We start from the raw sequence: 25,911 nt of genomic DNA on the forward strand, positions 1-25,911 counted from the left end.
ATGCCGTGTCCTGCGCTCACGACCGGCAGCCAGTTCCTGTCCGGCATGATGTCGCACATCGATTGCCAGTCGCGCGGGCTTGGTGCCTATGGCTACGGCGCGCTCGCCGATCGCAGTTCCGCCGCCTTTGCCGTCACGACGGCGCTACTGGCCGTCTTCATTGCGCTGCACGGCATTCGTCTCCTCTTCGATGGTCACGATTATCCGCAGCGGCTGGTCAACGACATCGTCAAGATCGGGATCGTGCTCACGCTGGCAACGAGCTGGCCGGCGTGGCGTATCATCGGATACGATCTTGTTCTGGATGGCCCGCTGGAGGTCGCGCAGTCGGTGGGTATCGCGTCCGGCACCACTCCGACCGCACGTTATGACCAGCTTCAGGCGCTGGACGACAATCTGGTCGTGATGACAGCCTACGGAACCGGTAGGCTCGCGGGAGGTGGCGTCCAGCAAGGTGACGAGCCGGGCGACTCTTTTCAGGGTATCGCGCTCGCCGATCAGTTCGCGCTGGGTTGGGGACGCAGCGCCTTTCTGATCGGATCAATCGTGCCGTTCGGCATCTCCCGATTGGGTGCCGGCCTTCTTCTGGCGCTGACCCCTTTGGTTGCTGGACTCTATTTGTTTGGTGCGACGATCGGGCTCTTTACTGGCTGGGTGCGCGGGCTGGCTTTCTGCGCGGTCGGCTCCTTCACGCAATATCTTATGCAGGCGATCGAGGTCGGGCTGATCATGCCCTGGGCACAGGATGTCATCGCGGGGCGTGAAGGTGGTGCGCTGACGCCGTCGGCGCCGACCGAGCTTCTCGTCATGACCATGTCCTTCACGATCATCAATCTCGGCCTGCTGTTCGTGTGTGCAAAGGTTGCGTTCTTCCCCGGTGCGAAGCTGGCCTCGCTGTTTCACCGTGAGGGATCACCGGTCGCGACCGAGCAGTCGGAACGGCGGCCCATTGCAGGCCGCGCTCAGCCCGTCCCGGCGAGCCGCGCGCAACTCGTAGCGGAATCGGTCTCCACTTCCATGCGGCAGGAAGCTGTCACGACACGACGCCATCTCATCGGCGGCGCTATGGCTGGCGGTATGACAGGATCGATCTCTCCTGGCGCCGCGCGAGGGAATGACAGGGCGTCCAACGGGCAATCGGGATTGAATGCGAAGCGGACGGTCGGGCGACGTCTGGCATCCACGCAACGACGGGATTTGCGATGACCTCTGGTCCGAACGGCAAAATGGATCGTGCCGATTACTACCGGGCCGGCGAGACCTGGGCGCTGGATCGGGAGAAGAGCCGTCTACGCTCGGTCCGCATCGCCTGGATTGCAGCCGGTGTATCCGCAACGATCGCCGTGCTGGAGGCGATAGCGCTTGTCGCCCTTACGCCGCTCAAGACGGTCGAACCCTATACCCTGCTGGTCGATCGACAGACGGGCTATGTGGAGCAGCTCAAGCCATCCTCAACCCAGCTGATCGCGCCCGACGCCGCGATGACCAAATCCATGCTCGCCCAATATGTGTTGGCGCGCGAAGGTTTCGACATCGACAGCTTCAAGAGCGACTATCGCAAGGTCGCGCTGTGGACGGAGGGTCAGGAGCGCAACCGCTATATCAGCTCGGTCCTTGCCTCCAATCCGGCGAGCCCGCTCGCGTCGCTGCCCCGGCGCACGATCGTGCAGGCGCAAATCCGGAGCATCTCCTCGTTGTCGTCCAACACGGCGCTGGTACGATTTGCGACGGTCCGCACCGATCAGGGCGGCCGATCGAGCGCGCCGATGCCCTGGGCGGCGGTGATTACCTACCATTTCTCCAACGCCGCGATGAGCGAGGCCGATCGTCTTCAGGATCCGCTCGGCTTCCAGGTGGATCGCTACCGCCGTGATCCGGAGATGCCGGTCGACCAGCCGGTCCCCGCGCCCGCGCCGACCACGGTCTCCCCATCCAGGACGGTTGTGTCCGGCGGAGAGACCCCTTGAAATCCCGCCTAGTCTCCATTGCTTTGCTTTCGCTCGCAGGCGCTGGTGCTGCCGGCGCTCAGGGGCTCAGCGGTGATCCCCGAGTCGAAGTGATGGACTATGCGCCGAACCGGAGCTGGTCGATCAACACCGCGCCAGGCGGGACCTCCTTCATCATGCTGACACCCGGCGAGCGGATCGATACCGTCGTGATGAGCGACCCCGGTGCCTATCAGGTGGCCGTCACCGCAGCGCGAGATGGCCTGTATCTCCGGCAGAAGCGGCCGGACGCCCGGGGGACGATGACGGTGAGTGCCGGTTCGCGCATCTACGCGATCGACGTCACGTCCGATCCGAACCAGCCGGCGCCCTACGTCGTGGCGTTCAAGAATGTCGCGGCAGCCGCTGTCCCCGCAGCTGAAGGTCAATCGGCTACGCCGGTGGCTGCTTCCGGCAGCTACAAGCTGACCGGCGATAAGGACGTTCGTCCCCTCAGCGTCAGCGACGACGGATCCAAGACTTATATCCGTTGGGCGCCCGACCAATCGATTCCAGCCGTCTTCGCGCTTGAAGGGGCGAGCGGCGAAGAGACGATCAACGGCTATATGCGCGACGGCGTCTTCACCATCGATCGCGTGTACGAACGTCTGATCTTCCGGATCGACAAAGCGGTCGCCACGGCGGCGCGGGTGAGCGGGAAGAGGAAGCCATGAGCGGGGACGAGCCTTCGAGCCCCGACATTCGCCCGATGGTCGCGTCGCCTCCCGGCAATCGCGGCGTCTGGGCATTTGCGGGCGTCGCGGTCGTTTCGGCTGGCCTACTCTTCTATACGCTCGAAGCACGCCGGACGTCGGCGCTCGCGTCGATTGCGGTCCCGACAAATGTACCAGCCGGCACGATGATCTCGTCGCCACCTGACATCCAGATACCGCCGGCTGAAGACGCAGCGGAGGACATCCAGTCTTCGGCACAAGGATCGATGGCTAGCGCGATGCTCGGTGTTCCAGCGGCCGTGCCCCGCCCGATAAGGACTGCCAGTACTCCGATGGCAATGCCGCCAGAGCCATCGCCGTATGTACCGCCGATGCCCCCGGAGGCGCGGCAGACGGCATCACCGCCATTCGATGGCGGAAGTCAGGCAGTCGTCTTCAATGGTGCGACGGCCGGACCGACACCAAATGTCGGTGGACAGACAGGTCTGAAACAGGGTGAGCGGGTCAACGCGACAACTTTCCAGAACCCATCGACCACGATTCCGATGGGTACGGTCATCCAGGCCGTTCTCGAAACAGCCCTCGATTCCAACCATGCCGGCTTTGCGCGCGCACTGGTCTCGAAGGACGTTTACGGCTTCGACGGGACGAAGATTCTCGTTCCCAAGGGAAGCCGGCTAATCGGTGAATATAAGGCGGACATTAGCGCGGGGCAGAATCGCGCGCTCGTGCAGTGGCAACGCCTGATGCGGCCCGACGGCGTCATCATCGACCTCGATTCCCCGTCTGCCGACCCGCTCGGTCGCGCCGGCATCAAGGGTAAGGTCAACGGCCATTTCTTCGAGCGTTTTAGCGGTGCCATCCTGCAATCCGCTCTCGATATCGGCGTGCAATTGGCATCGCAGCATGTCGAGCGCGACACGGTCGTGCTGGCGCTGCCGGGGACGTCATCGATCACGCCGACCGTCTCCCCTGACAAGGTCCAGCGGACCCTGACCGTGAAGGAGGGCACCAGCGTATCGGTCTTCGTCAGCCGCGATCTCGATTTCTCATCGGTCACTCAATAGCCGATGGAGAATATCTACCTTCAGACCTACCTGACCCCGCTTGCGCCGTTCCTGGCGCGTGCCGACGTCACCGATCTCTATATCAACCGGCCTGGCGAGCTGTGGATCGAGGCTTACGGCCAGCGGCCCGAGCGGCATGACCTGCCAGACCTGACGCGTGAGACATTGCAGCATCTCGTGCGCCAGGTGGCAGCGCTCAGCGCGCAGGGGATCAGTCGCGAGCATCCGTTGTTGGCGGCCAGCCTGCCGTCCGGTGACCGTATTCAGGTCGTCGTGCCACCAGCGACGCGGGGCGAGATCGCCATCGCGATCCGCAAGCATATCGTCGCCAATCTGGCTCTGGAGGATTTCCTGGCAGGCGGTCGGCTGCCGGAGGTTCGGTCGACAGTGGACGGCGATCGTTCAGGGATTACTGAAAACCTCGATACTTCTGATTCCATTTCCGTGTTGAGGCGGGCCGTCCGGGGCAAGGCGACCGTGCTGATTTCCGGCGGCACATCGACCGGCAAGACGACCTTGCTCAACACGCTCCTACGAGAGGTGCCGGCGCACGAGCGGTTGATCCTGATCGAGGATGCGCCGGAGATCAGCGTGGGCCACGAGAATATGGTCGGGCTGATCGCGGCGCGTGGATCGTTGCGCGAGGCCGATGTCTCGGTGGATGATCTCCTTGTCGCTTCGCTGCGCATGCGCCCTGACAGGATCATTCTCGGCGAGATCCGCGGTGCCGAGGCCTATACCTTCCTGCGTGCGATCAACACCGGGCACCCCGGCTCGATGTGCACCATCCACGCCAATTCGCCCGAGGGTGCGATCAAGCAGCTTGCGTTTCTCGCGTTGCAGTCCGGCCTTCGGACCGAATGGGATGATCTGACTGCCTACATCCGGGAGTCTATCGACGTCTTCGTCCATCTCGCTCGGATCGATGGGAAAATTGCCGTATCGCAGATAGCCCTCCGAAACGGCGAAGGTACTGGACTTCGCAGCATGACCATGCTGCGATGACGTGCTTCAATTGGGGAGCCAATATGTCAGAAAAGAAGAACGTACCGCCCGCGCAGCCTAGCCGGCCGCCGTCTCGTCCGGGGAATGATGGCTATCGGGATAGTGGGAAAAGCAGCGAGAATACCGTCTCCTTCGATCGGCCTCCTCCCAAACCCAAAGGTGGATGAGGAATGACGCGCGCTGATGCCTTGTTCGGTGCCGAGCTTTCGGTCCGATATCATCGTCGGCGCGCCTCATTTCTGGAGCGTACGAGCGCTTTCATGTCGACCGCCATCTTGATGGGAGGCGCGGGCGCCTTCGCAAGTCTATTTGGCGAGTCCACCACCTTCGCGAAGATCGCGACCTTGCTTGTCGCCTTGATCGGCGTCGTCCAGATCGTTTTCCAGGTCGATCGATGTGCCGCCGAACATCGACGCTGGCTCAAGGAATGGATGGCACTTTTGCTTGAGATCCGTGCGAGCACGGATCCAACCCCAGAGGCGCTAAATGAATGGGATCGGCGGCGTTCGGACGTCGAGCAGGAGTGTGTCGGCGAACTGCGAGCATTGCAGGTCGACTGCTGGAATCGCACTTGCGTTGCAATGGGATTTTCCGCGAAACCGACGCCTATCCCGCGCTGGCAACTCCCGCTCATTCAGATTTGTAGCTTCGAAGGCTGGTACTCAAACCCGCAGCCAGCCGACTAGCGCATCAGCCAAGGGGTCAAGCAGCGATGGAGAGCAAACGTCGAGCTTGATTTGGTGCCCCTGCGATCGTCGTGCCGGCTGACACTGCCTAAGGGTTCGCGTTCCATTGTTGCGCCCAGTCTCAATCGAGGCCATCCGGACCCAGTAGACGGTTGGTATATGTGATGGTATGGGTCAGGCGTTGGACGCAAAGTTCAGCGTTAAATCAGTACCTTGCCGCGATAACCGAGTGACCGTTGGGGTCACCAAAATCCTCTGCCGGACGTTGCCCTGCACCGGTGGCGGCAAAGAGCGATCGGCGATCTCCGCTTCCGCCTATGGCCCCTTTCGTTGCGAAGTGCCAAGGATGCGTGCGAGGCACAAGCGCTTAGGACAGGAGACGATGATGGGAAAGACGATCGAGGTCGCCACGATCGAAGGCGACGCCCGCTTCCACTGCTACGTCGCCGAGCCTGCGGGCACGGCCAGGGCCGCCATCGTCGTCATCCAGGAGATTTTCGGCGTCAATGCCGGCATCCGCGACAAGTGCGACCATTGGGCGGCGAAGGGCTATGTCGCGCTCGCGCCGGATCTGTTCTGGCGGCTGGAGCCGGGCTTCGAGATCGATCCGGATGAGCAGGGCGCGCTCGAGAAGGGCGTCGGGCTGATGCAGCGCCTGGATCAGGATCAGGCGATCAGGGATATCGAGGCGACGATCCACGCCGCGCGGGCGATGGTCGGCGGCGGCAAGGTCGGTGCGGTCGGTTATTGCATGGGCGGCCGGCTCGCTTTCATGACCGCCGCGCGTACCGACAGCAACGCGACGGTCGGCTATTACGGCGTCGGCATCGACAACCTGCTGCGCGAATCGCATGCGATTGCCCATCCGCTGATGCTGCACATCGCATCGAATGACGGCTTCGTACCGCCCGAAACGCAAAAGGCGATGCACGAGGGGCTGGACGATCACCCGAAGGTGACGCTGCACGACTATGCGGGGCTGGACCACGGCTTTGCCACGACCTCTGGTCAACGTCGCGACGAGGACGGTGCCCGGCTGGCCGACGGACGCACCGAGGCATTCTTCGCCGAGCATCTCGGCTGAACCCGCGCCCGCGCATCCTCAAACCAGCCCGCGGATCACGCCTCTCAGCCATTCGAAGGCGGGGTCCGCGCGGTGGCGGGCATGCCACAGCATCGCGATCTGGAGCGACCGCTCGCCGCCCGGGCCGAGCGCGACCACTGAATCGGCGGAGCGCTCGGCGAGGCGCCGGGGCACGATCGCGACCATGTCGGTCGCCGCCACGAGTGTGACGGCGGTGTAGGAATCGTAGACGATCGTCGTTTCCTCCAGCCCGGCGGCGGCATCGGCATAGCCGCCGATCAGCCGTTCATCGCCGCCGCCCGGAGGTGAGGCATCGAACGGTCCCCGCGCGACGATCGAGACGCGGGGCAAAGCGGCGACGCGCGCCGCATCGAACGGGCGACGCGCCTCGGCGCTGCCGCGCGCCGCAATCCAGACCATCTCGTCCTCGAACAGCGGCTCGATCACGAAGCGCCCCGGCGCGCGCGCGAAGGTGCCGAAGGCGAGATCGACATCGCCCCGATCGAGTGCAGCGACCAACTGGTCGGAAACCGGAACGATACGCAGCGATACGGCCGGCGCCTCGATCCGCATGTGCTCGACGAGCGCGGGGATCAGCAGCATGCAGAAATAGGTCCCCGCCGCCAGAGAGAAGCGTCGGCCGTTGTCCCGCGCGGTGAAATGGGCGGGCGCCAGCGTCTGGCTGATCCGGCGCAGGCCCTCGCGCACGCCGCCGGCCATTTCGGCGGCACGGGCGGTGGGCTGGAGCCCCTGCGCGCCGCGCACGAACAGGGGATCGTCGAGCGCCTGCCGCAATCGCCCCAGCGCATGACTGACGGCGGACTGGGTGAGGCCGAGCCGATCCGCCGCGCGCGTGACGCTGCGCAGCTCCATGAGCGTGTCGAAGACACGCAGCAGGTTGAGGTCGATCTCCATGAGCATCGTTCATACTGCATTTGACGGAATGTCATTGGATTTATGGTGCCGCAGGGTTATGAGGGACATCAACTATTTGGTGCGGTGCGGAATACCCCGCAGGGGACGGCATGGATTCGATGGCTTTGGACGATCGGTCGGGGGACCATGAGGTGGATGCGCCTGCCGAGATGATCGCGGCACCGATCGCAGCGGCGGAGCCGATGCCGGCAGCCCCTACCCGCACCCGCCGCCAGCGCATGCGCGGGCCTCTGCTGATCGCCGCGCCCATCGCCGCGCTGATCTTTGTGCTGTTCGTCTATCTGCACGGCGGCCGGTACGAGACGACCGACAACGCCTATTTCCAGTCCGGCCTGGGTGCCGTTGCGGCGAACGTCAGCGGACAGGTGATCGCGGTCGAGGTCCACGACAACCAGCGTGTCAAGGCGGGGCAGGTGCTGTTCCGCATCGATCCCGCGCCCTTTCAGGCGACGGTCGACGAGGCGGAGGCGGCGCTCGCCGACGCCCGCACGCAGGTCTCGTCGCTCCAGGCCAATTATGCGCAAGGTCAGGCCGAGTTGAAGGCCGCGCAGGATCAACTCGCCTATGCCGAGCGAGAGGCGGCCCGCCAGAAGGCGCTGCTCGCCGAAGGTATTTCCAGCCAGGCGCAATATGATCAGGCGCGGCTTGCCGCGCAGACGGCCGCGCAGGGGATCGAGACCAGCCGCCAGAAGAATGCCAGCGTCGCCGCCACGCTCTCCGGCCGGGTCGATGGCCCGATCGAAACCCAGCCGGCGATCAAGCGGGCGCAGGCGGCGTTGGACCGGGCGCGGCTCGATCTGTCCTACACCGTCGTGCGCGCCAAGCAGGACGGAATTGTCACCAAGGTCGATCAGCTGCAGGTCGGCGATTATGTGGCGGCCGCCAAGCCGGTGTTCACGCTGGCCGGCACGCGCATCTGGATCGAGGCCAACTTCAAGGAAAGCCAGCTCGATCACATGCGCATCGGCCAGCAGGCGACGGTCGAGGTCGATGCCTTTCCCGATCTGAAGCTCACCGGCCATGTCGTGAGCTTCAGCCCCGGCACCGGCAACAGCTTTGCGCTGCTGCCGCCGGAGAACGCCACGGGCAATTGGGTGAAGGTCGTCCAGCGCCTGCCGGTCGAACTCGATATCGACAATCCGCCGGCCGACGTGCCGCTCCATGCGGGGCTCAGCGTCGAGGTGACGGTGGACACCGGGCATCGCCGCCATCTGTTCGGGAGCGCGACCGGCACGCCGCCCGCCGGCCGATGACCGGCATCATCCCCTCGGCGGGCGCCCGCCGCGCGATCACCGTCTCGGTGATGCTCGCGGCGATGATGAACTCGCTCGACACCACCATCGCGAACGTCGCCCTGCCGCACATTCAGGGCAGCGTCGCGGCCTCGGCGGACGAGATCAGCTGGGTGCTGACCTCCTACATCGTCGCCGCCGCGATCGTGACGCCACTGACCGGGTGGCTGGCGGACCGGCTGGGGCGCAAGACGGTGCTGGTCTGGTCGATCATCGGCTTCACGGCGGCGTCAGGCCTCTGCGGCCTCGCCACCAATCTGCAGGAGATCGTGCTCTTCCGCCTGCTGCAGGGCGTGTTCGGCGCTTCGCTGCAGCCGATGAGCCAAGCGACGATGCTCGACATGGCGCCTCCGGGCGAGCAGGCGCAGGCGATGGGCCTATGGAGCATGGCGGCTCTGCTCGGGCCGATCCTCGGGCCAACGGTGGGTGGGTGGCTCACCGAGAGCTTCACCTGGCGCTGGGTGTTCTTCATCAACCTGCCGTTCGGCATCATCGCCGCGCTCGGCGTCTCGGCTTTCATGACCAGCCAACCGCAGGCCGAGCCCCGGCCTTTCGATCTGTTCGGGTTCGGCATGCTGGGATTGGCAGTCGCCTGCCTGCAGCTGCTCCTCGATCGCGGACAGACACAGGATTGGTTCAGTTCGACCGAGATCTGCATCTATGCCGGCGGCATTCTTTTCTTCGGCTATCTCTTCGTCGTCCATATCCTGACGGCGGAACGGCCTTTCCTCGACGTCGCCCTGTTCGAGAACCGCAATTACATCTTGGGCTGCCTCATTGGCTTCCTGCTCGTAATCATGCTGTTCGGCACGCTCGCGCTGATCCCGTCGATGCTGGAGCGGCTGATGGGCTATCCGGTGGTGCTGACCGGCATCGTGACTGCGCCGCGCGGCATCGGCTCGATGATCACGATGGGCACGTCGGGCTATACTCTCAAGCGATTCGATCCCCGCCTGGTGATGACCGTCGGTTTTCTGCTGGCCGCTTTCTCGCTTTTCCAGATGAGTGGCCTATCGCTGGGCATGGATGCGCGGCTGCTCGTCATCAGCGGCTTCCTGCAGGGCATGGGATCGGGCATGATTTTCGTGTCGCTGTCGCTCCTGTCCTTCGGCACGCTGTCGTCCAAGCTGCGGAACCAGGGCACCGCGATGTTCACGCTGGTGCGCAACGTCGGCGCGGCGGCGGGCATCTCGATCCTGCAGATCCTTTCGGTCCGCGCCTCGGCCTCGGTCCATTCGCGGCTGGTCGAGAATATCCGCCCCGACAATCCGGTGCTGGGACGTGCGGTGCCGGGCTTCGACTTCCACAATCCCGTGGCGGTGGCGGCGATGAACGGGCAGATCGACCGGCAGGCGGCGATGGTCTCCTATGTCGACGTCTATTGGCTGCTCTTCATCGTGACGTTGATGGGGATGCCGCTCGTGCTGCTGCTGCGCGCACCGCGCACCGCGATGACGCCCGATCAGCAGATACACATGGAATGATCCCTTGAGACGAATCATCCCTCTCCTGCTCGGGCTGACTGCGCTCGCCGGCTGCACCGTCGGCCCGAATTTCGAGCAGCCGCCCGCGCCGCGCACCACCACCTATCGGCCGACCAGCGAGGCGCGCGCGGCGGCCCCTGCGGAGCCCGCGGCCGATCTCGGCGTCGGGCCGGAAGGCCGCTGGTGGGAAACCTTCGGTTCGGCCGATCTGAATGCGCTGGTGGAGCAGGCGCTTGCCCACAATTACGGCCTCGCAGCGGCAGATGCGACGCTGCGTGCCTCCGATGCCGAGGCGCGGGCGATCGCCGGGCGCCGTCTGCCGCAGGTCGACGCCAATGCCCGAGTCGAGCAGGAGGAGGTCAATCTACAGTCCTTCGGCTTCTCCGGCATCGGCGGCGTGTCGATCGCGAATCCGGAATTTCACCTCTATTCGGTGGGCGGCGGGATCAGTTACGATCTCGATCTGTTCGGCGGCCTGCGCCGGCAGGAGGAGCAGGGCTTCGCCCAGGCGGAATCGCAGCGCCGACAGGCGGAGGCCGCGCGGCTCGCCGTCGCCGGGCGGGTGGTCGGCCAGGTGCTGACCATTGCCGCGATCGCCAGGCAGATCGATGTGGCCGATGCCCTGCTCGCCGACGATCAGCGCAACGTCGATCTCGTCACCAAGCGACAGCAGGCGGGCGAAGGCACGATGGTCGAGGTGCTCAACGCCCAGGCGCAGTTCACTGCCGATCGCGGCGACATCCCGCAGCTTCGCCAGCAATATGACGAGGCGCGGCATCTGCTGGCGACCCTGGTGGGCATCGCGCCCGCCGATCTCGGGCCGACCGATCTCCGGCTGGAGACGCTGACCCTGCCGACAAGCGTGCCGGTGACGCTGCCGTCGGCGCTGGTCCACAAGCGGCCCGATATCCTGCAGGCCGAGGCTGATCTGCACGCCGCTACCGCCGCGATCGGCGTCGCCACCGCGAAGCTCTATCCGGACATCACGCTCGGCGCGACGCTGGAGCAGGGCACGCCCTCGGCCGGCAACCTGCTCAAGAACGCCTTTCGCGGATACGACATCTTCGCGGGCCTCGCCGCGCCGATCTTCCACGGCGGCACCTTGAAGGCCGAGCGCGCGGCGGCGGTCGATCGCGCGCACGCGGCGGCGGCGACCTACCAGCAGACCGTGCTCGACGCCTTCGGGCAGGTGGCGGACCTGCTCTCCGCGTTGCAGAGCGACGCGCGATCGGTGAGCAACCAGCGGGAGTCGGTCACCGTCGCGCAGCGCTCGCTTGCCTTGTCGCGTCGCAGCTTCCAGGTCGGCAACAGCGGCGTGCTGCAAGTGCTCGATTCGGAGCGCCTGTATCAGCGCGCCAACACCGATCTGGTCCTCGCGCAAACCCGGCAGTATCTCAATATCGCTCGGCTTTACGTGGCGACAGCGGGGGGATGGTCCGGGCACATACCGGCAAAGCCCTCAGAACAGGCTGGAAAAGGCCTTGGCTGATACCGCTTATCGCGGAGCTTCGGTTGCCCCCCAGCCCAGTCCCAACGCCTTCTGGATCGTGACGAAATCGCCGGAGAGGCCGGCCTCGGCGATCGACAGATTCTGCTCAGCCTCCACCTGCTGCCGCTCGGCATCGAGAAGATCGATCAACGTCGACGTGCCCGCCGCGTAGCGCTGGCGGGATAGCGCCAGCGTCTCGTCCGCCGAGGCCTTGGCGCGGGCCAGCGTCGCCACCGTGCCGCGCCGGTTGCGGAATTGCGAGAGCGAATCCTCGGCATCGCGCAGCGCGGCGAGGACGGCGGAGCGATATTTGGCCTCCGCCTCGTCGCGCACGCCCTCAGCCTGCTTCACCTTGGCGGCGTTGCGTCCGAAATCGAGGAAGCTCCAGCTGAGCTGGGGCGCCAGCAGTGCAGTGAAATCGTCCAGCTTAGTCAGGTCGGCAGGGCTGGTGCCGCCGATGCCGATGATCCCCATGAACGAAAGGCTCGGAAACTCGGCCGCCTTGGCCTGGCCGATCTTGGCGGTGTCGGCGGCGAGCATTCGTTCGGCGGCGCGAATATCCGGCCGGCGCTGGAGCAGACCCGCCGGATCGCCGATCGCGACTTCGGCCGGGGGCAGGGGGAGTGGCGCGGGCGTCGCCATCGTGGCGTCGAGCGCGCCGGGCTCGTCGCCGGTCAGCGTCGCCAGCTCGTCGAGATAGGCGTCCAGCTCGGCATGGAGTGGGGTCACGTCGGCGCGGGTGCTGTCGAGCTGCTGGCTCAGCCGCTCGACGTCGAGGCGCGAGGCGGTGCCGCGCTCGAAGCGCTGCCGGGTCAGCGCCAGCATCTGCTCCTGCATCGCGATCGATTGCTGGTTGAGCGCGATGCGACGCTGCCGGTCGCGAACATTGATGTAGGCTTGGGCGACTTCTGCGGTGAGGCTCACCTGCGCGTCGGCGAGGCTGGCTTCCGCGCCCTCCGCCGTGGCGCGCGCCGCCTCGATCGCACGGCGCTGGCCACCGAAGATATCGACCTCCCAGCTCGCGTCGAAGCCGAGATTGTACAGATCGATATCGGACACGCTGCCGCTGCCGCCCTGCCCGCTGCCGCTGTCGGAGCTTCCGAGATCGAGGCCGGGGAAGCGGGCATGGGCGTAAAGTGCGCTGGCGCTGCCCTTGGGCAGCAGATTGGCCTTCTGCTCTCGCAGGGACGCGCGGGCCTGCCGCAGCTTCGCCTCGGCGGCGGCGAGATCCGGATTGGCAGATAGCGCGCGATTTTCCAGCGCCGTCAGGGTGGTGTCGTTCAGCGACTCCCACCACCGCGCGACGGGCGGCGTCGCGGCCACGGGCGCATCCCCGGCACGCACGAAGGCGGGCGCCTTCGCAGCCTTGGGTGCGGCGACCGGGGGGCCGGAATAGTTCGGGCCCACCGTGCAGCCGGCGAGCAGCGCCGATACGACGAGGGCGGAAGCGGGGCGGATCGTCTTCATCTCAATGACCCATCGACATCGGCTGGTTCTTCGGCAGCGGCCGCAGGAACAAGGCAAGCGGCGTCACGCAGATGATCGCGACGGTCAGCAGCCAGAACAGGTCCGCATAGGTCATGGTCAGCGCCTGTGTCTGGATGAGCCCGCCGAGCGACTGATAGGCTGCGTCGCTGCCGCCGAGCGAGGCGGACTGCTGTTGCATGTAGGCCTGCACGGTGTCCGAGTTGGCAGACAGGCTCTCCTCGATCCGGCGGCTGTGCAGCCAGATGCGATGATCCTGGATCACGCCGATCGTGGCGAGTGCGAGGCTGCCGCCGAGGTTGCGCGCAGTGTTGTAGAGGCCGGATGCGTCGCTTGCCTGATCGGGGCCGACCGATCGGATCGCGGCCTGGTTCATGAACATCATGCTGAACACGCTGCCGACGCCGCGTATCAGTTGGGAATCGGCGAAGGCGGTGCCGGTGGACAACGAGGTGAGGTCTGTTTCGAGCCACGCCGACAAGGCCAGCATGCTCATGCCGAAAGTGACGGCGATCCGGATATCGACGTTTCGGACCAGCCAGGGCGTCACCGGCATCATCAGCATCATCGGCAAGCCGGAAAGCAGCACCACTTCACCGGACTGCAGCGAATTGTAGCCGGCGATGCCGGCGAGGAATTGCGGGATCACGTAGGAGGTGCCGTACATCACCATGCCGACCGCGGTCACCATCACCACGACCGAGCCGAACTGCCGGTCGAGCAGCAGCCTCAGGCGGATGACGGGCTTGTTCGCCGTCGCCTGGCCGAGGAAAAGCAATGCGAAGCCCATCACCGAGACGAGCGTCAGCCAGCGTATTTCGGATGACGAGAACCATTGCTCGCGCTGGCCTTCCTCCAGCACCACGGTCATCGCGCCCAGCCCCATGGCGAGGCCGGCTATGCCGCACCAGTCGGCCTGGCGCAGAAGGTCCCATTTCGGGCGCTGGTGCGGCATCGCGACGATCAGCAGGGTCAGCAGCGTGATGCCGACCGGCAGGTTGATGAAGAAGGCGTAGTGCCAGCTGACATTCTCGGTCAGCCAGCCGCCGACAACCGGGCCGACCACCGGCCCCATGATCGCAGTGGCGCCGAAGGCGGCGTTGCCGATCGGTTGCTGCTCGCGCGGCAGCCGGGTGGCGATGATCGTCATCGCGGTCGGGATCAGCGCGCCCCCGGTGAAGCCCTGGCCGACCCGCCCGATGATCATCATCGGCAGTGTGTTCGAGAAACCGCAGACCATCGAGAAGCTGACGAACAGCGTCGTCGCGATCAACAGGAAGGTGCGCAGTCCGAACAACCGCTCCAGCCAGCCGGACAGCGGGATGATCACGATCTCGGCGACCAGATAGGCGGTCGAGATCCAAGTGCCTTCGGAGCCGCTGGCGCCGATCTCGCCCTGGATGGTGGGCAGCGACGAGTTGACGATCGAGATGTCGAGCGTCGCCATCAGCGCCCCGAGCGTGCCCGCCGCGACCGCCAGCCACGCCGCCGCGTCGGCGCGGGCCGGCGGCGCGTGACCGGGCGGGACCGGACCGGGTTGAGCGGGCGCGTCGGCGCTCACTGGCCGTCCTGCTTCCGCGCCTTTTCCTGATCCTTGATTCGCGCGACGTCGCCCTTGGCGCCGATCGTGTCGACCGTCACTTCCACCGATAGGCCGGGAACGAGCACGCGCCGCGCGTCCGGCCCCGCGTCGATGGCGACGCGCACCGGGACGCGCTGGACGATCTTGGTGAAGTTGCCGGTCGCGTTCTGCGGCGGGATCAGCGAGAATTGCGCGCCTGTGCCGGGCGACACGCTCTCGACATGGCCGTCCAGTTCGACGCCTGGCAGCGCGTCGACCTTGATGTGGACGGGCTGGCCGTCGCGCATCAGCCCCATCTGCGTTTCCTTGAAATTGGCGGTGATGTAGATCGCCCTGAGCGGCACCACCGACATCATCCGCGTGCCTTGGCTGACATATTGGCCGACGCGCACGCTCTTGTCGCCGACTCGCCCGTCGACCGAGGCCTTCACGACGGTCGAGCCGAGATCGACGTCGGCGGCGGCAAGCTGCGCCTTGGCGGCCTCGCCCTGCGCCTCGGCCTGGCGGACCTGCGCCTGCAGCGAGGCGACGTGGCGCTCGGCGCTCTCCAGCGCGGCGGAATTGGAGGCCGCGGTCTTGGCCGCCTGGGTGGCCTGGTTGCGCAGCGAGGCGAGCTTTTCCCGCGTTTCCGCTCCGCTGGCGGCGAGCGGGGCGTAGCGCGCCACCTCGCCGGCCGCGAAGCGCGCATCCGCCTGCGAGGAGGCAAGCTGGGCGCGGGCCTGGTCGATCGCAGCCTGCTGCTCGCGGATGCCGGCGCGGACATTGTCGGCATTGGCCTTGGCGACGTCGATCTGCGCCTGATATTGCGCGGTCTGCGCCTTGTAGTCGCGTGCGTCGATGCGGACGAGCGGCTGGCCGGCCTTCACGTCCTGGTTGTCGGCGACGAAGACCTGATCGACATAGCCCGTGACCTTGGGGCTCACCGTTACCGAATCGGCGCGGATGTAGGCGTCGTCGGTGCTTTCGAGATACTTGCCGCGCGTCTCGTAGTGGACAAACCAGACCGCCAGCGCGACCACCACGACCAGCGCCACTATGCCGAGCACGATCCTGGCGCGCGGGCTCAGGCCCCGTTTCGGCCGGACGGATGGTTGCTGGGGTTCGGTTTCGGCCATGCGCTTTCCCTGAGCCAACGCTGCAGCGCGTCAAAACGCGCCCTTGCACCGAAAGCCGCAATATGGCAACCCCTCTTGTTATGGTCCCTCAAGATATGGCGGGCAGATTGGCAGACCAGGCGGATTATGATCGTGCGGGCGACGCGATGCGCGATTTTTACCAGCGCTCGCACCGGCTGATCGATCGGATCATGACGGCACAGGGCGCTTCGTTCGCGCGTGCGCGCATTCTGAAGCTCGTGTCGCTGTCGGGCTCGTTGCGATCGATCGATCTTGCGTCGTCCTTCGGCTATGCACCGCGCACGGTGACCGAGGCAATCGACGCGCTGGAGCGGGACGGATTGGTCCGCCGTGATCCCGATCCCGAGGATCGCCGTGCCAAGCGTATCTCGCTGACGCCGGCCGGGGAGAAGGCCGTGGAGGCCGCGGAAGGCTCCCGCCTCGAATATATGCAGAGCGTCTTCGGGGTGCTGAGCGCCGAGGAGTGCGACGAGATCGTTCGCGTCGTCGGCAAGCTCAACGCCCGCCTGCTCGAGCTCGGCGGCTAAGTTTCGAGTCAAAGCTGTCGAGATCGCCGTCCGGCGTCCAGCTTGCGCTCCGTGAGGCGCGCAGCCTCCCTGAGCGGTCGCTCGCGATTTCGGTCCTGTGGCCGGCGGGCGGCGCAAAAATTTGGCGGCGGGCGACGTCCCCGCGGACGCTACGGCATTCGACGTCCGGCCTCCGGAGAGGCAAGGTAGCGTGGCAGGCGGTCGCTTCCAGCCTCTTCCGCCCGTGATGCAACTATGCTCAAGCGCCACTCAAATCTTCGGGAGATGAACCCATGACCATGCCCGCGTTGCTCGACGGCCGCCTGACGATCCCCGCCATCGCATCGCCCATGTTCATCATCTCGCAGCTCGAACTCGTCATCGCGCAATGCCGGGCAGGCGTGGTCGGCTCCTTCCCTTCGCTCAACGCGCGGCCCTCGGGCGTGTTCGAGGACTGGCTGGTCCGCCTGAATGCGGAGCTCACCCCGCAGGACGCGCCCTTCGCGGTCAATCTGATCGTCCATCGCAGCAACGCGCGGCTGGAAGAGGATCTGGCTCTGTGCGTGAAGTACGAGGTGCCGATCGTCATCACCTCCCTCGGCGCGCGGCCGGACGTGAACGAGGCGATCCACAGCTATGGCGGCATCGTCCTGCACGACATCATCAACGACATGTTCGCCCGCAAGGCGATCGAGAAGGGGGCGGACGGGTTGATCGCGGTCGCCACTGGCGCCGGCGGCCATGCCGGCACGCTCTCCCCCTTCGCACTGGTGCAGGAAATCCGCGAATGGTTCGACGGGCCGCTCGCGCTTTCGGGCGCGATCGCCACCGGCGGCGCGATCGCGGCGGCGCGGGTGATGGGCGCGGATCTCGCCTATATCGGATCGGCCTTCATCGCGACCGAGGAGGCGCATGCGGTCGATGCCTACAAGCAGATGATCGTCGACAGCAAGGGCGAGGACATCGTCTATTCGAACCTCTTCACGGGCGTGCACGGCAACTATCTGAAGCCCAGCATCGTCGCGGCCGGCATGGACCCCGATCACCTTCCCGAGGCGGATCCGTCCAAGATGGATTTCGGCGCGGCGGTGTCCGGCGGGGCGAAGGCGTGGCGCGACATCTGGGGTTGCGGGCAGGGGATCGGCGCGGTGCATGCGGTGTTGCCCGCGGCCAAGCTGGTCGAGCGGCTGACGCAGGAATATCGCACGGCGCTGGCCCGGCTGATGGGCTGAACCGACCGACGCCGACATGGGGCAAGGCCGAGATGCCGAAAACCCCGGGGTGAAAGTGTCGCTCAGCCTTCCCCGACGCGCTCGAGCAGGCGCTGGGCCTGCTTCAGATGCGGCGCGTCGATCATGCTGCCGTCGAGCTGGAGCGCGCCGGCATCGGGATTCGCCGCGAACGCCGCGACCACCGCGCGGGCATGCGCCACCGCTTCGGCTGGTGGAGTGAATGCGGCATTGATCGGCTCCACCTGCGAGGGGTGGATCGCCATCATGCCGGTGAACCCGTCGCGCGCCGCGCGGGCGGCATATCGGGTCAGGCCGTCCACGTCGCGGAAGGCGGGGAACACCGTCTCGATCGCCGGCACGCCGGCGGCGTGCGCGCCGAACAGGGTGAGCGAGCGCGCCACCTCGTAGGGCGGCGTGTAGCGACCATCCTCCTCGCGCGATGTCGTCGCGCCGATCGCGGCGGGCAGGTCCTCCGCGCCCCAGGTCATGCCGCACATGCGATGCGCCGCCGACTTGTAGTTGCCGAGCTGGAAGATCGCGGCCGGCGTCTCGCTCGCGATCGGCAGGATCGGCGCGAACAGCCCGCGCGCCGCCATGCGGGCTGCGATCGCGTCGATCGATGTGGCGCCTTCCGCCTTGGGCAGCACGATGCCGTCGGGCTTGCCCGATGCGACGGCGCCGAGATCGGCATCGACCTGTCCCGATCCGATCGGATTGAGCCGCACGAACAGCCGGACAGCCCGATCCTCCGTCTTGCCGAGGAATTCGGCGACGGCCTTGCGCGCCTCCGGCTTGGCGGAGAGCGCCACCGAATCCTCCAGATCGAGAATCAGCGCGTCGGCGCCGAGGCCCAGCGCCTTCTCCATCCGTTCGGGGCGGTCGCCGGGTACGAAGAGCAGCGAACGGAGCTTCATGCGGGCCTCCTTTGGAGCAGGGCCGAGCGGGTGCAACGGCACACCACCTCGTCGCGCTGGTTGATCAGTTCGTGGGCGAAGGTGACGATGCCCGCCGAGGGGCGCGACTTGCTCTCCTTGAGCTCGATCACCTCGGACGTGGCGCGCATGGTGTCGCCAATGAACACCGGCTTCGGCATCACCAGTTTGTCGTAGCCGAGATTGGCGACCAGCGTGCCCAGCGTCGTCTCGCCCACCGACAGCCCCACCATCAGCGCGAAGGTAAAAGTGCCGTTGACGAGGATCTGGCCGAACTCGCTGGCTTTCGCCGCTTCCAGATCGATGTGCAGCGGCTGCGGATTGTGCGTCATCGTCGAGAAGAGCAGATTGTCCGTCTCGGTGACGGTGCGGCGGATCGGGTGCTCGATCCGGTCGCCCACGGTCCATTCGTTGAAAAAGCGGCCGGCCATGTCGTGTCCCTCTGCGTCGGGGGGCAGGGCATAGGCGATCGGCCCGGAGGAGTCATCCACCACTGGTTATCACGCCGTCGGTCGCCTATCTCCCCGCCATGAAATATCTCCATACGATGATCCGCGTCTCCGATCCCGAGGCGACGATCCGTTTCTTCGGGCTGCTCGGCCTCCGGGAGACGAAGCGCTACGACAGCGAGCAGGGGCGTTTCACCCTGATCTATCTCGCCGCGCCCGGCGACGAGGCGGCCGAGGTGGAGCTGACCCACAATTGGGACGAGACGGGCTATGCCGGCGGCCGCAATTTCGGCCATCTCGCCTATCGCGTGGAGAATATCTACGATCTCTGCGGCAAGCTGATGGACGCGGGCGTCACCATCAACCGCCCGCCGCGCGACGGCCATATGGCCTTCGTTCGCACGCCCGATAACATCTCGATCGAGCTGTTGCAGGCCGGCGACCGGCTGCCGCCGGCCGAGCCCTGGGCGTCGATGCCCAACACCGGCAGCTGGTGAGCCGCATGGCGACCGCGCTCATCCCCGTGCCCGCGCTCAGCGACAATTACGTCTGGCTGCTCCACGACGATGCGAGCGGCGAGACGGTGGCGGTCGATCCCGGCGAGGCGCCGCCGGTGCTGGCGGCGGTCGAGGCGCGGGGCTGGCGGATCACGCAAGTGTGGAACACGCACTGGCATTCCGATCATGTCGGCGGCAATGCCGACATCAAGGCGGCGACCGGCGCCGTCATCACCGGCCCGTATGAAGAGGGCCGCATCCCGACGCTCGATCGGGTGATCGGCGAGGGCGACACGGTGCGGATCGGCGCGCATGAGGGCGTGGCGATCGCGGTCGGCGCGCACACGTCTGGCCACATCGCGATCCACATGCCTGGCCTCGAGATTGTCTTTACAGGCGACACCCTGTTCGCGATGGGCTGCGGACGGCTGTTCGAGGGCTCGGCTGCCGACATGTTCGCCGCCATGCGCAAGCTGGCGGCGCTGCCGCCGGAAACACGCGTTGCCTGCGGCCACGAATATACCGTCGCCAACGGGCGCTATGCGGTGGCGGCCGAGCCGGACAACGGTGAGGCAAAACAGGCGCTAGCCGACGCCGAGGTACTGCGCGCGAAAGGCGTGCCGACATTGCCCTCCACCATCGGTGCCGAGCGCGCCACCAACCCGTTCATGCGCGCCGCCTCGCCCGAACAGCTGGCGGAGCGCCGGGCCGCGAAGGATGTCTTCAAATGATCGCCAAGCTGACCCCCGCCGAACGATCCGAGCTGCTGCCCACCCTGCCCGAATGGGCGGTGGACGAGGGCCGCGACGGAATCACGCGTAAATTCGCCTTTGCCGATTTCGTCGAGGCGTTCGGCTTCATGACGCGCGTGGCACTCCTCGCCGAGAAGGCGGATCACCATCCTGAATGGTCGAACCTCTACAACCGCGTCGAGATCTTGCTGACCACGCACGATGCCGGCGGCCTTTCGCGGCGGGACGTCGATCTGGCGCGCGCGATCGACGCACTGATCTAGGGCACGTCGAGCGTCTTGTTCTCGGTACGCTGCGCTCTATCTAGCCGCTGCCTCACCCTCTCCCTGAAGGATGACCATGAGCTATAGCGACACCCAGCTCTTCATCGACGGCGCATGGGCGGCCGCCGCGGCCGGTGCCACGATCGCCGTGGTCAATCCGGCGACCGGCGAACGGATCGGCAGCCTCGCCAAGGCCGGCATCGCCGATCTCGATCGCGCGCTGGAAGCGACGCAGAGAGGTTTCGCCGAATGGCGCGCCACCTCGCCCTTCGATCGCGCCAAGATCATGCGCAAGGCCGCCGAGCTGATGCGCGAGCGGGCCGAGGCGATCGCCCCGCTGATGACTGCCGAGCAGGGCAAGCCGCTTGCCGATGCGAAGGCCGAGGCGATGGCCGCCGCCGACATCATCGACTGGTTCGCCGACGAAGGCAGACGCGCCTATGGCCGGATAATCCCGGCCCGTGCGCCGGGCGTGCACCAGCTGGTAGTGAAGGAGCCGGTCGGCCCGGTCGCAGCCTTCACGCCGTGGAACTTCCCGATCAACCAGGCGGTGCGCAAGGTCTCGGCCGCGCTCGCGTCGGGCTGCTCCATCATCGTCAAGGGGCCGGAGGAGACGCCGGCCTCCTGCGCCGAGCTGTTCCGCGCCTTCCACGATGCCGGCGTGCCGGCGGGCGTCGTCCAGCTCGTCTATGGCGAGCCGGCGGAGATTTCGTCCTATCTGATCGCCCATCCGGTGATCCGCAAGATGAGCTTCACCGGCTCCACGCCCGTCGGCAAACAGCTCGCCGCGCTCGCCGGCCAGCATATGAAGCGCGCCACGATGGAGCTGGGCGGCCACGCCCCGGTGATTGTGTTCGAGGATGCCGACATCGCCGCGACCGCGAAGACGATGGCGATGTTCAAGACGCGCAACGCCGGGCAGGTCTGCGTGTCCCCCACCCGCTTCATGATCCAGAACGACGCCTTCGATCCCTTCGTCGAGACCTTCGTGGAGACGATCAAGACGGTGAAGGTGGGCGACGGCATGGAACAGGGCACGCAGATGGGCCCGCTCGCCAACGATCGCCGCATCCCGGCGGTTGAGGCGCTGATCCGAGACGCGGTGGAGCGCGGCGGAAAGCTGCTGACCGGCGGCAACCGCATCGGCAACCGCGGCAACTTCTTCGAGCCGACGGTGCTGACCGACGTGCCGAGCGGGGCGCGGATCATGAACGAGGAACCGTTCGGCCCGGTCGCGATCATCAATCGTTTCGCCACCGAGGAGGAGGCGATCACGGAGGCCAACCGCCTGCCCTACGGCCTTGCCGCTTATGCCTACGCACGCTCACCGAAGACGATCCAGGCGCTGGGTGATCGGGTCGAGACCGGGATGATCACGATCAACCATCTCGGCCTCGCGCTGCCCGAAGTGCCGTTCGGCGGCGTCAAGGATTCGGGCTACGGCACCGAGGGCGGCGCCGACGCGCTTGAGCCCTATCTGGTCGCCAAGTTCGTGACCCAGGCTTACGTCTGATTCTGGCGTGCCGGCGGGTCAGGGCGCGCGCAGCCCTTCCGCTGGCGTCGCCCTGAGCGCCGGAAGGCTGCCGGCAACGCCGATGACCAAGGTCGCGCCGATCGCGAGACCAAGTGTCGCCGCCGCCGTCGCGGCGTCAGGTGCCCAGGGTAAGGCAAGCACGCGCGTGACCACGTACCAGCCGCCCGCGCCGCCCACGGCCAGCGCGACGGCGGCAAGCACGGCCGACAGCAGAAGATATTCCAGCGCCTGACCGGCGAGGAGCTGGCCGCGGCTCCCGCCAAGCAGCTTGAGGATCACCACATCGTAGCGGCGCGCCTGCCCCGATGCGGTGACCGCGCCGACCAGCACGACGATCCCCGCCACCACCGTCACCGCCGCTGCCGCGCGGATGGCAAGCGCGATGCGGGAGAGCAGGTCGCTGATCTGGCCGATGATGTCGCCGGTCCGCAGCATGGTGACGGAAGGAAGCGCGGCCGCCACCGCGCCGGCGATCGGGCCGTCGCGGTTCCGCGGCGCATAGACGCTGGCAAGCAAGGCATGCGGCGCCTCCTGGATATAGCCGGGCGAGAAGACCAGAGCGAAATTCAGGCCTAGTCCGCCCCAGTCCACCTTGCGCAGCGCTGCGATCCGCGCCGGCACCTCGACGCCCAGCACCGCGACCGTGATCGTGTCGCCGACGTGCAGGCCGAGCAGTTGCGCCGCCTTGTCCTCCATCGATACCAGCGGTGGGCCATTATAGCTCGCCGGCCACCATTTGCCTGCAACCACCGTGTTGCGCGGAGGTACGTTGGCGGACCAGGTGATCGTCCGGTCGCCCTTCAATATCCATGCGCCCTCCGGCAATGTCTTCATGTCGGCGACGCGGACGCCCTTGAGTGCGACGATCGATCCGCGCAGCGACGGCACCGCCTCGATCGTAGCGGTGGGCGCGGCGTCATGTATCGCCTTGCGAAAGGTGCCGGCATCTTCGGGCTGGAGATCGATCGCGAAGAAGCGCGGCGCCTTGGCGGGGGCGGCGTCGGCGAGTTCGCTGGACAGGCTGGTGTCGATCACCGCCAGCGCCACGAACAGTGAGAAACCGAGGCCGAGCGCCACCACCAGCCGGTCGGTCTGCGATCCCGGGCGGTGGAGGTTGGCGAGCGCCATGCGGAACAGCGGGCGACGCGGGCGGGGCAGGCGGGCGAGCAGCCAGCGCAGGCCCAGCCCCAGCAGCCACAGCGCTAGCACCAGCGCGAAGGTCGCGCCTACGAAGCCGAGCGCGATGGCGCGGTCGCTCGCGGTCAACACCGCCAGCGCGACGAGCGCCGCGAGCAAGGTCGCCATTCCGGCCAATATGGCAAGGCTTGGTCGACGTAACGGCAGGATAGCGTCGCGCAGCAGGGTCGCGGCCGGTACCGATCGGGCGCGGGCCAGCGCCGGAAGGGCGAAGAGCAGCGCCACCAGCAGGCTGAGCGCGGCGGCCACCGCCAGCGGTTCCGGATAGAGCGCGAGTCGCGGCGGGACCGGCAGCGCATCGCCGGCAATGGCGGTCACGATCGCCGGCACGGCCGCGCCGAGCGCGAGGCCCGCCGTGATCGCCAACGCCGCGACCAGCCCGAGCTGGATCAGGAACAGGCTGGCGATCGTCTTGGCCTCGGCACCGAGCACCTTGAGCGTCGCCACCATCCGCGTCTTGCGGCCGAGATAGGCGCTCACCCCGCTGCCTACGCCCACCCCCGCGATCGCCAGCGCGGCGAGGCCGACCAGCAGCAGGAACTGGCCGAGCTGGGCGATGCCCTTCTTGAGGTTGCCGGCCGCCTGATCCGGCGTCTTGGCGGTCCACCCCGCGCTCGGGAAGCGATGCACGATATGGTCGCCGATCGCATTCGCATCCGCGCCGGGCGGAAGCAGGATGCGATAGGCGCCGGTGTAGAGGCTGCCCGGCTGGATCGCCTGCGTTGCGTCCAGCCCCGCCATGTCGACCAGTACGGTCGGCCCGAAACTGAAGCCGGCGCCGAGATGGTCGGGCTCCTGGTCGACCAGGCCGATCACGCGCATCGTCGCCATACCGATCCGCACCCGGTCGCCGACGTGCAGGCCAAGCCGGTCGGCAAGGGCGGGAGCCACGGCGATATCCGCGCCATGAGGCCGATCCGCCAGCGCGCCGGGCTGAAGCGTAAACCGCCCGACCAGCGGCCAGGCGTCGTCCACGGCGCGAAGGTTCGCGAGCGCCGGCGCGCGACCGGAGAGCGGTGTGACCATCGAGTTGGTGGCGATCACCTCGGACGTCCTGCCGTAGGCGGCGAGCGCGGCGCCTTCCTCCACGGTGGCGCGGCGCTGCGAGACGCGCATCTCGAGGTCACCGCCCAGCATCTGGCGGCTCTGCCCGTCGAGCGCGCCGAGGATCGAGGCGGAGAGGCTGCCGATCCCGGCGAGCGCGGCGGTGCCGAGGAACAGGCAGATCAGCAGTAGCCACAGCCCGCGCCCGCCGGCGCGCAGATCGCGGATGGCGAGCCGCCAGGCGACGCTCATGCGGCGGCGCTGTCCCGGAGGATGCGGCCATCGGCGAGCTCGATGACGCGGCCGCAGCGGGCTGCGAGGCCGGGATCGTGGGTGATGACGAACAGCGTCGCGCCCGTTTCGGCATGGCGCCCAAACAGCAGGTCCATGATCGCGTGGCCGGTGATGCCGTCGAGATTGCCGGTCGGCTCGTCAGCGAAGAGCAGGGCCGGACGGGGGGCCAGCGCGCGGGCGATGGCGACGCGCTGCTGCTCGCCGCCCGAAAGCTGCGCGGGATAGTGGCGCAGGCGGTGGCCGAGGCCGACTGCAATCAGTTCCGCCTCGGCGCGGGCGAAGGCGTCCTTCTCGCCGGCCAGTTCCAGCGGCACCGCGACATTCTCCAGCGCGGTCATCGTCGGCAGCAGGTGGAAGGCCTGCAGGATGATCCCGATCCGCCCGCGCCGCGCCACGGCCAGCTGGTTCTCGTCGAGCGCATCGAAGGCGAGGCCAGCAACCCGCGCGCTGCCGCCGGTCGGCCGCTCCATGCCGGAGAGCAGCGCCATCAGCGAGGATTTGCCCGATCCCGAAGGACCGAGCAGCGCCACGCTCTCGCCCGCCGCCACGGTCAGGTCGATGCCGCGCAGGATCTCGGTGCGCGCCGGCGGGCGGCCGAGCGCGAGCGTCAGATTGCGCGCATCGATGACGATGCTATCGGGGGCTGCGGATGCAGGAGAAGCGGATGAAGCCACGGTCTTCCGGATATGGTGCGATCCGCGCGCTTGTCCATTGCTTCGCTTTCCTTTTCGTGACGGCCGCGCACGCGCAGGGGCCGCTGGTCTGGGCGCTGGGCGACAGCCTCACCGCCGGCTACGGGCTGCCGCCCGCGCAGGGCTTCACCGTCCGGCTGGAGCAGGCGCTGAGGAAGAGCGGCGTGCCCGCGACCGTGAAGAATGGCGGCATCGCCGGTGACACGGCGGCGCAGGGTCGCGCGCGGCTGGCATGGGGGCTGCGCGGGCTGGGCGTGAAGCCGGACCTCGTGATCGTCGAGCTTGGCGCCAACGATATGCTCCGAGGTATGCCGCCCGCCGCCGTCGAGCAGAATCTCGACCTGATCCTCGCCGAATTGAAGCGCCGGCAGATCAAGGTGCTGATCGTCGGCATGAAGGCGGCGCCCAATCTCGGCGTGGATTATGCCAAAGCCTTTGACACGCTCTACCCGCGTCTCGCCCGCAAATATGGCGATCGGCTCTACCCCTTCTTCCTCGACGGGGTGGCGGGCAAGGCGGCGCTGATCCAGGCGGACGGCAAGCATCCCAATGCGCAGGGCGTCGACATCATCGTAGGCCGGATGCTGCCGACAATCCGCGCCGCCCTGCGCTGA

The 25,911-nt window shown here is 66.9% G+C and carries 25 protein-coding genes; 17 read left to right on the forward strand and 8 right to left on the reverse strand.

Translation table 11 applies throughout. The annotated features are described in order from the left end of the window. The 7 genes from HZF05_RS00715 (at position 1) to HZF05_RS00745 (ending at position 6,501) form a co-directional block, all read left to right on the forward strand. Complete coding sequence (locus tag HZF05_RS00715) at positions 1-1,206, forward strand: type IV secretion system protein (RefSeq protein ID WP_160364714.1); 1,206 nt, start codon at positions 1-3, stop codon at positions 1,204-1,206. Beyond that, positions 1,203-1,967, forward strand: a complete 765-nt coding sequence (locus tag HZF05_RS00720) for a VirB8 family type IV secretion system protein (RefSeq protein WP_160364715.1) — start codon at positions 1,203-1,205, stop codon at positions 1,965-1,967. Before HZF05_RS00715 ends, HZF05_RS00720 begins: the two co-directional genes overlap by 4 nt. A gap of 92 nt (positions 1,968-2,059) precedes the next feature. After that, positions 2,060-2,659, forward strand: coding sequence for a TrbG/VirB9 family P-type conjugative transfer protein (locus tag HZF05_RS00725; protein ID WP_160364716.1), 600 nt, complete (start codon positions 2,060-2,062; stop codon positions 2,657-2,659). After that, on the forward strand, positions 2,656-3,726 hold the full coding sequence (locus HZF05_RS00730) for a TrbI/VirB10 family protein (RefSeq protein ID WP_160364717.1): 1,071 nt from the start codon (positions 2,656-2,658) through the stop codon (positions 3,724-3,726). The genes HZF05_RS00725 and HZF05_RS00730 overlap by 4 nt, the downstream gene beginning before the upstream one ends. A 3-nt stretch (positions 3,727-3,729) precedes the next feature. Further along, entirely contained in the window at positions 3,730-4,731 is a 1,002-nt protein-coding gene (virB11, locus tag HZF05_RS00735) for a P-type DNA transfer ATPase VirB11 (protein ID WP_160364718.1), read from the forward strand. A 260-nt stretch (positions 4,732-4,991) separates the two neighbouring features. After that, positions 4,992-5,417 carry a hypothetical protein gene (locus tag HZF05_RS00740; protein WP_160364719.1) on the forward strand — a complete coding sequence of 142 codons (426 nt, stop codon included), beginning with the start codon at positions 4,992-4,994 and terminating at the stop codon, positions 5,415-5,417. A 385-nt stretch (positions 5,418-5,802) separates the two neighbouring features. Continuing rightward, positions 5,803-6,501, forward strand: coding sequence for a dienelactone hydrolase family protein (locus HZF05_RS00745; protein ID WP_160364720.1), 699 nt, complete (start codon positions 5,803-5,805; stop codon positions 6,499-6,501). 18 nt (positions 6,502-6,519) lie between these two features. On the opposite strand, the gene HZF05_RS00750 is transcribed toward HZF05_RS00745, so the two are convergent. After that, positions 6,520-7,422, reverse strand: coding sequence for a LysR family transcriptional regulator (locus HZF05_RS00750; RefSeq protein ID WP_181638761.1), 903 nt, complete (start codon positions 7,420-7,422; stop codon positions 6,520-6,522). A gap of 113 nt (positions 7,423-7,535) precedes the next feature. Here HZF05_RS00750 and HZF05_RS00755 point away from each other — a divergent pair, with 113 nt between their 5' ends. From HZF05_RS00755 to HZF05_RS00765, 3 genes are read left to right on the forward strand one after another with little or no spacing between them, the layout of a single operon-like run. Further along, positions 7,536-8,690, forward strand: a complete 1,155-nt coding sequence (locus tag HZF05_RS00755) for an HlyD family secretion protein (RefSeq protein ID WP_160365213.1) — start codon at positions 7,536-7,538, stop codon at positions 8,688-8,690. Then, complete coding sequence (locus tag HZF05_RS00760; RefSeq protein WP_160364722.1) at positions 8,687-10,213, forward strand: DHA2 family efflux MFS transporter permease subunit; 1,527 nt, start codon at positions 8,687-8,689, stop codon at positions 10,211-10,213. Before HZF05_RS00755 ends, HZF05_RS00760 begins: the two co-directional genes overlap by 4 nt. Before the next feature lie 4 nt (positions 10,214-10,217). Then, entirely contained in the window at positions 10,218-11,702 is a 1,485-nt protein-coding gene (locus tag HZF05_RS00765; protein ID WP_160364723.1) for an efflux transporter outer membrane subunit, read from the forward strand. Between the two features lie 6 nt (positions 11,703-11,708). Here the strand turns inward: HZF05_RS00765 and HZF05_RS00770 are convergent, their stop codons facing one another. From HZF05_RS00770 to HZF05_RS00780, 3 genes are read right to left on the reverse strand one after another with little or no spacing between them, the layout of a single operon-like run. Next, positions 11,709-13,169, reverse strand: a complete 1,461-nt coding sequence (locus tag HZF05_RS00770) for an efflux transporter outer membrane subunit (protein WP_160364724.1) — start codon at positions 13,167-13,169, stop codon at positions 11,709-11,711. 1 nt (position 13,170) lies between these two features. Further along, positions 13,171-14,748, reverse strand: coding sequence for a DHA2 family efflux MFS transporter permease subunit (locus tag HZF05_RS00775; RefSeq protein WP_160364725.1), 1,578 nt, complete (start codon positions 14,746-14,748; stop codon positions 13,171-13,173). Further along, positions 14,745-15,884 carry an HlyD family secretion protein gene (locus HZF05_RS00780; protein WP_160364726.1) on the reverse strand — a complete coding sequence of 380 codons (1,140 nt, stop codon included), beginning with the start codon at positions 15,882-15,884 and terminating at the stop codon, positions 14,745-14,747. Before HZF05_RS00780 ends, HZF05_RS00775 begins: the two co-directional genes overlap by 4 nt. 107 nt (positions 15,885-15,991) lie before the next feature. Between HZF05_RS00780 and HZF05_RS00785 the strand changes: the two genes are divergently transcribed. Beyond that, positions 15,992-16,432 (forward strand): MarR family winged helix-turn-helix transcriptional regulator, encoded by a 441-nt coding sequence (locus HZF05_RS00785; protein WP_246331446.1) that lies wholly within the window; start codon positions 15,992-15,994, stop codon positions 16,430-16,432. 272 nt (positions 16,433-16,704) lie between these two features. Next, positions 16,705-17,643 (forward strand): NAD(P)H-dependent flavin oxidoreductase, encoded by a 939-nt coding sequence (locus tag HZF05_RS00790; RefSeq protein WP_160364728.1) that lies wholly within the window; start codon positions 16,705-16,707, stop codon positions 17,641-17,643. A gap of 62 nt (positions 17,644-17,705) precedes the next feature. On the opposite strand, the gene HZF05_RS00795 is transcribed toward HZF05_RS00790, so the two are convergent. Both HZF05_RS00795 and HZF05_RS00800 read right to left on the reverse strand, forming a co-directional pair. Next, complete coding sequence (locus HZF05_RS00795) at positions 17,706-18,557, reverse strand: HpcH/HpaI aldolase/citrate lyase family protein (RefSeq protein WP_160364729.1); 852 nt, start codon at positions 18,555-18,557, stop codon at positions 17,706-17,708. Next, positions 18,554-19,006 carry a MaoC family dehydratase gene (locus HZF05_RS00800; RefSeq protein ID WP_160365214.1) on the reverse strand — a complete coding sequence of 151 codons (453 nt, stop codon included), beginning with the start codon at positions 19,004-19,006 and terminating at the stop codon, positions 18,554-18,556. Before HZF05_RS00800 ends, HZF05_RS00795 begins: the two co-directional genes overlap by 4 nt. Before the next feature lie 98 nt (positions 19,007-19,104). Here HZF05_RS00800 and HZF05_RS00805 point away from each other — a divergent pair, with 98 nt between their 5' ends. The 4 genes from HZF05_RS00805 (at position 19,105) to HZF05_RS00820 (ending at position 22,049) form a co-directional block, all read left to right on the forward strand. Then, positions 19,105-19,521 (forward strand): VOC family protein, encoded by a 417-nt coding sequence (locus HZF05_RS00805; RefSeq protein ID WP_160364730.1) that lies wholly within the window; start codon positions 19,105-19,107, stop codon positions 19,519-19,521. Positions 19,522-19,526: 5 nt separating this feature from the next. Beyond that, entirely contained in the window at positions 19,527-20,252 is a 726-nt protein-coding gene (gloB, locus tag HZF05_RS00810; protein WP_160364731.1) for a hydroxyacylglutathione hydrolase, read from the forward strand. Continuing rightward, positions 20,249-20,536, forward strand: coding sequence for a 4a-hydroxytetrahydrobiopterin dehydratase (locus HZF05_RS00815; RefSeq protein ID WP_160364732.1), 288 nt, complete (start codon positions 20,249-20,251; stop codon positions 20,534-20,536). Before gloB ends, HZF05_RS00815 begins: the two co-directional genes overlap by 4 nt. Positions 20,537-20,612: 76 nt before the next feature. Next, a complete protein-coding gene (locus tag HZF05_RS00820; RefSeq protein ID WP_220129647.1) occupies positions 20,613-22,049 on the forward strand; it encodes an NAD-dependent succinate-semialdehyde dehydrogenase in 1,437 nt (478 codons plus the stop codon). Positions 22,050-22,067: 18 nt separating this feature from the next. On the opposite strand, the gene HZF05_RS00825 is transcribed toward HZF05_RS00820, so the two are convergent. Together HZF05_RS00825 and HZF05_RS00830 are read right to left on the reverse strand one after the other, a co-directional pair. Then, entirely contained in the window at positions 22,068-24,563 is a 2,496-nt protein-coding gene (locus tag HZF05_RS00825; protein WP_160364734.1) for an ABC transporter permease, read from the reverse strand. Beyond that, positions 24,560-25,279 carry an ATP-binding cassette domain-containing protein gene (locus HZF05_RS00830; protein ID WP_160364735.1) on the reverse strand — a complete coding sequence of 240 codons (720 nt, stop codon included), beginning with the start codon at positions 25,277-25,279 and terminating at the stop codon, positions 24,560-24,562. Before HZF05_RS00830 ends, HZF05_RS00825 begins: the two co-directional genes overlap by 4 nt. On the opposite strand from HZF05_RS00830, the gene HZF05_RS00835 reads away from it, so the two are divergent. Further along, the gene (locus HZF05_RS00835; protein WP_246331447.1) at positions 25,270-25,911 is read left to right on the forward strand and encodes an arylesterase; all 642 of its coding nucleotides are present in this window, start codon (positions 25,270-25,272) and stop codon (positions 25,909-25,911) included. The genes HZF05_RS00830 and HZF05_RS00835 overlap by 10 nt on opposite strands.

Origin of the sequence: Sphingomonas chungangi (assembly GCF_013778325.1) — a bacterium.
Taxonomy (GTDB): Bacteria; Pseudomonadota; Alphaproteobacteria; order Sphingomonadales; family Sphingomonadaceae; genus Solisphingomonas; species Solisphingomonas chungangi.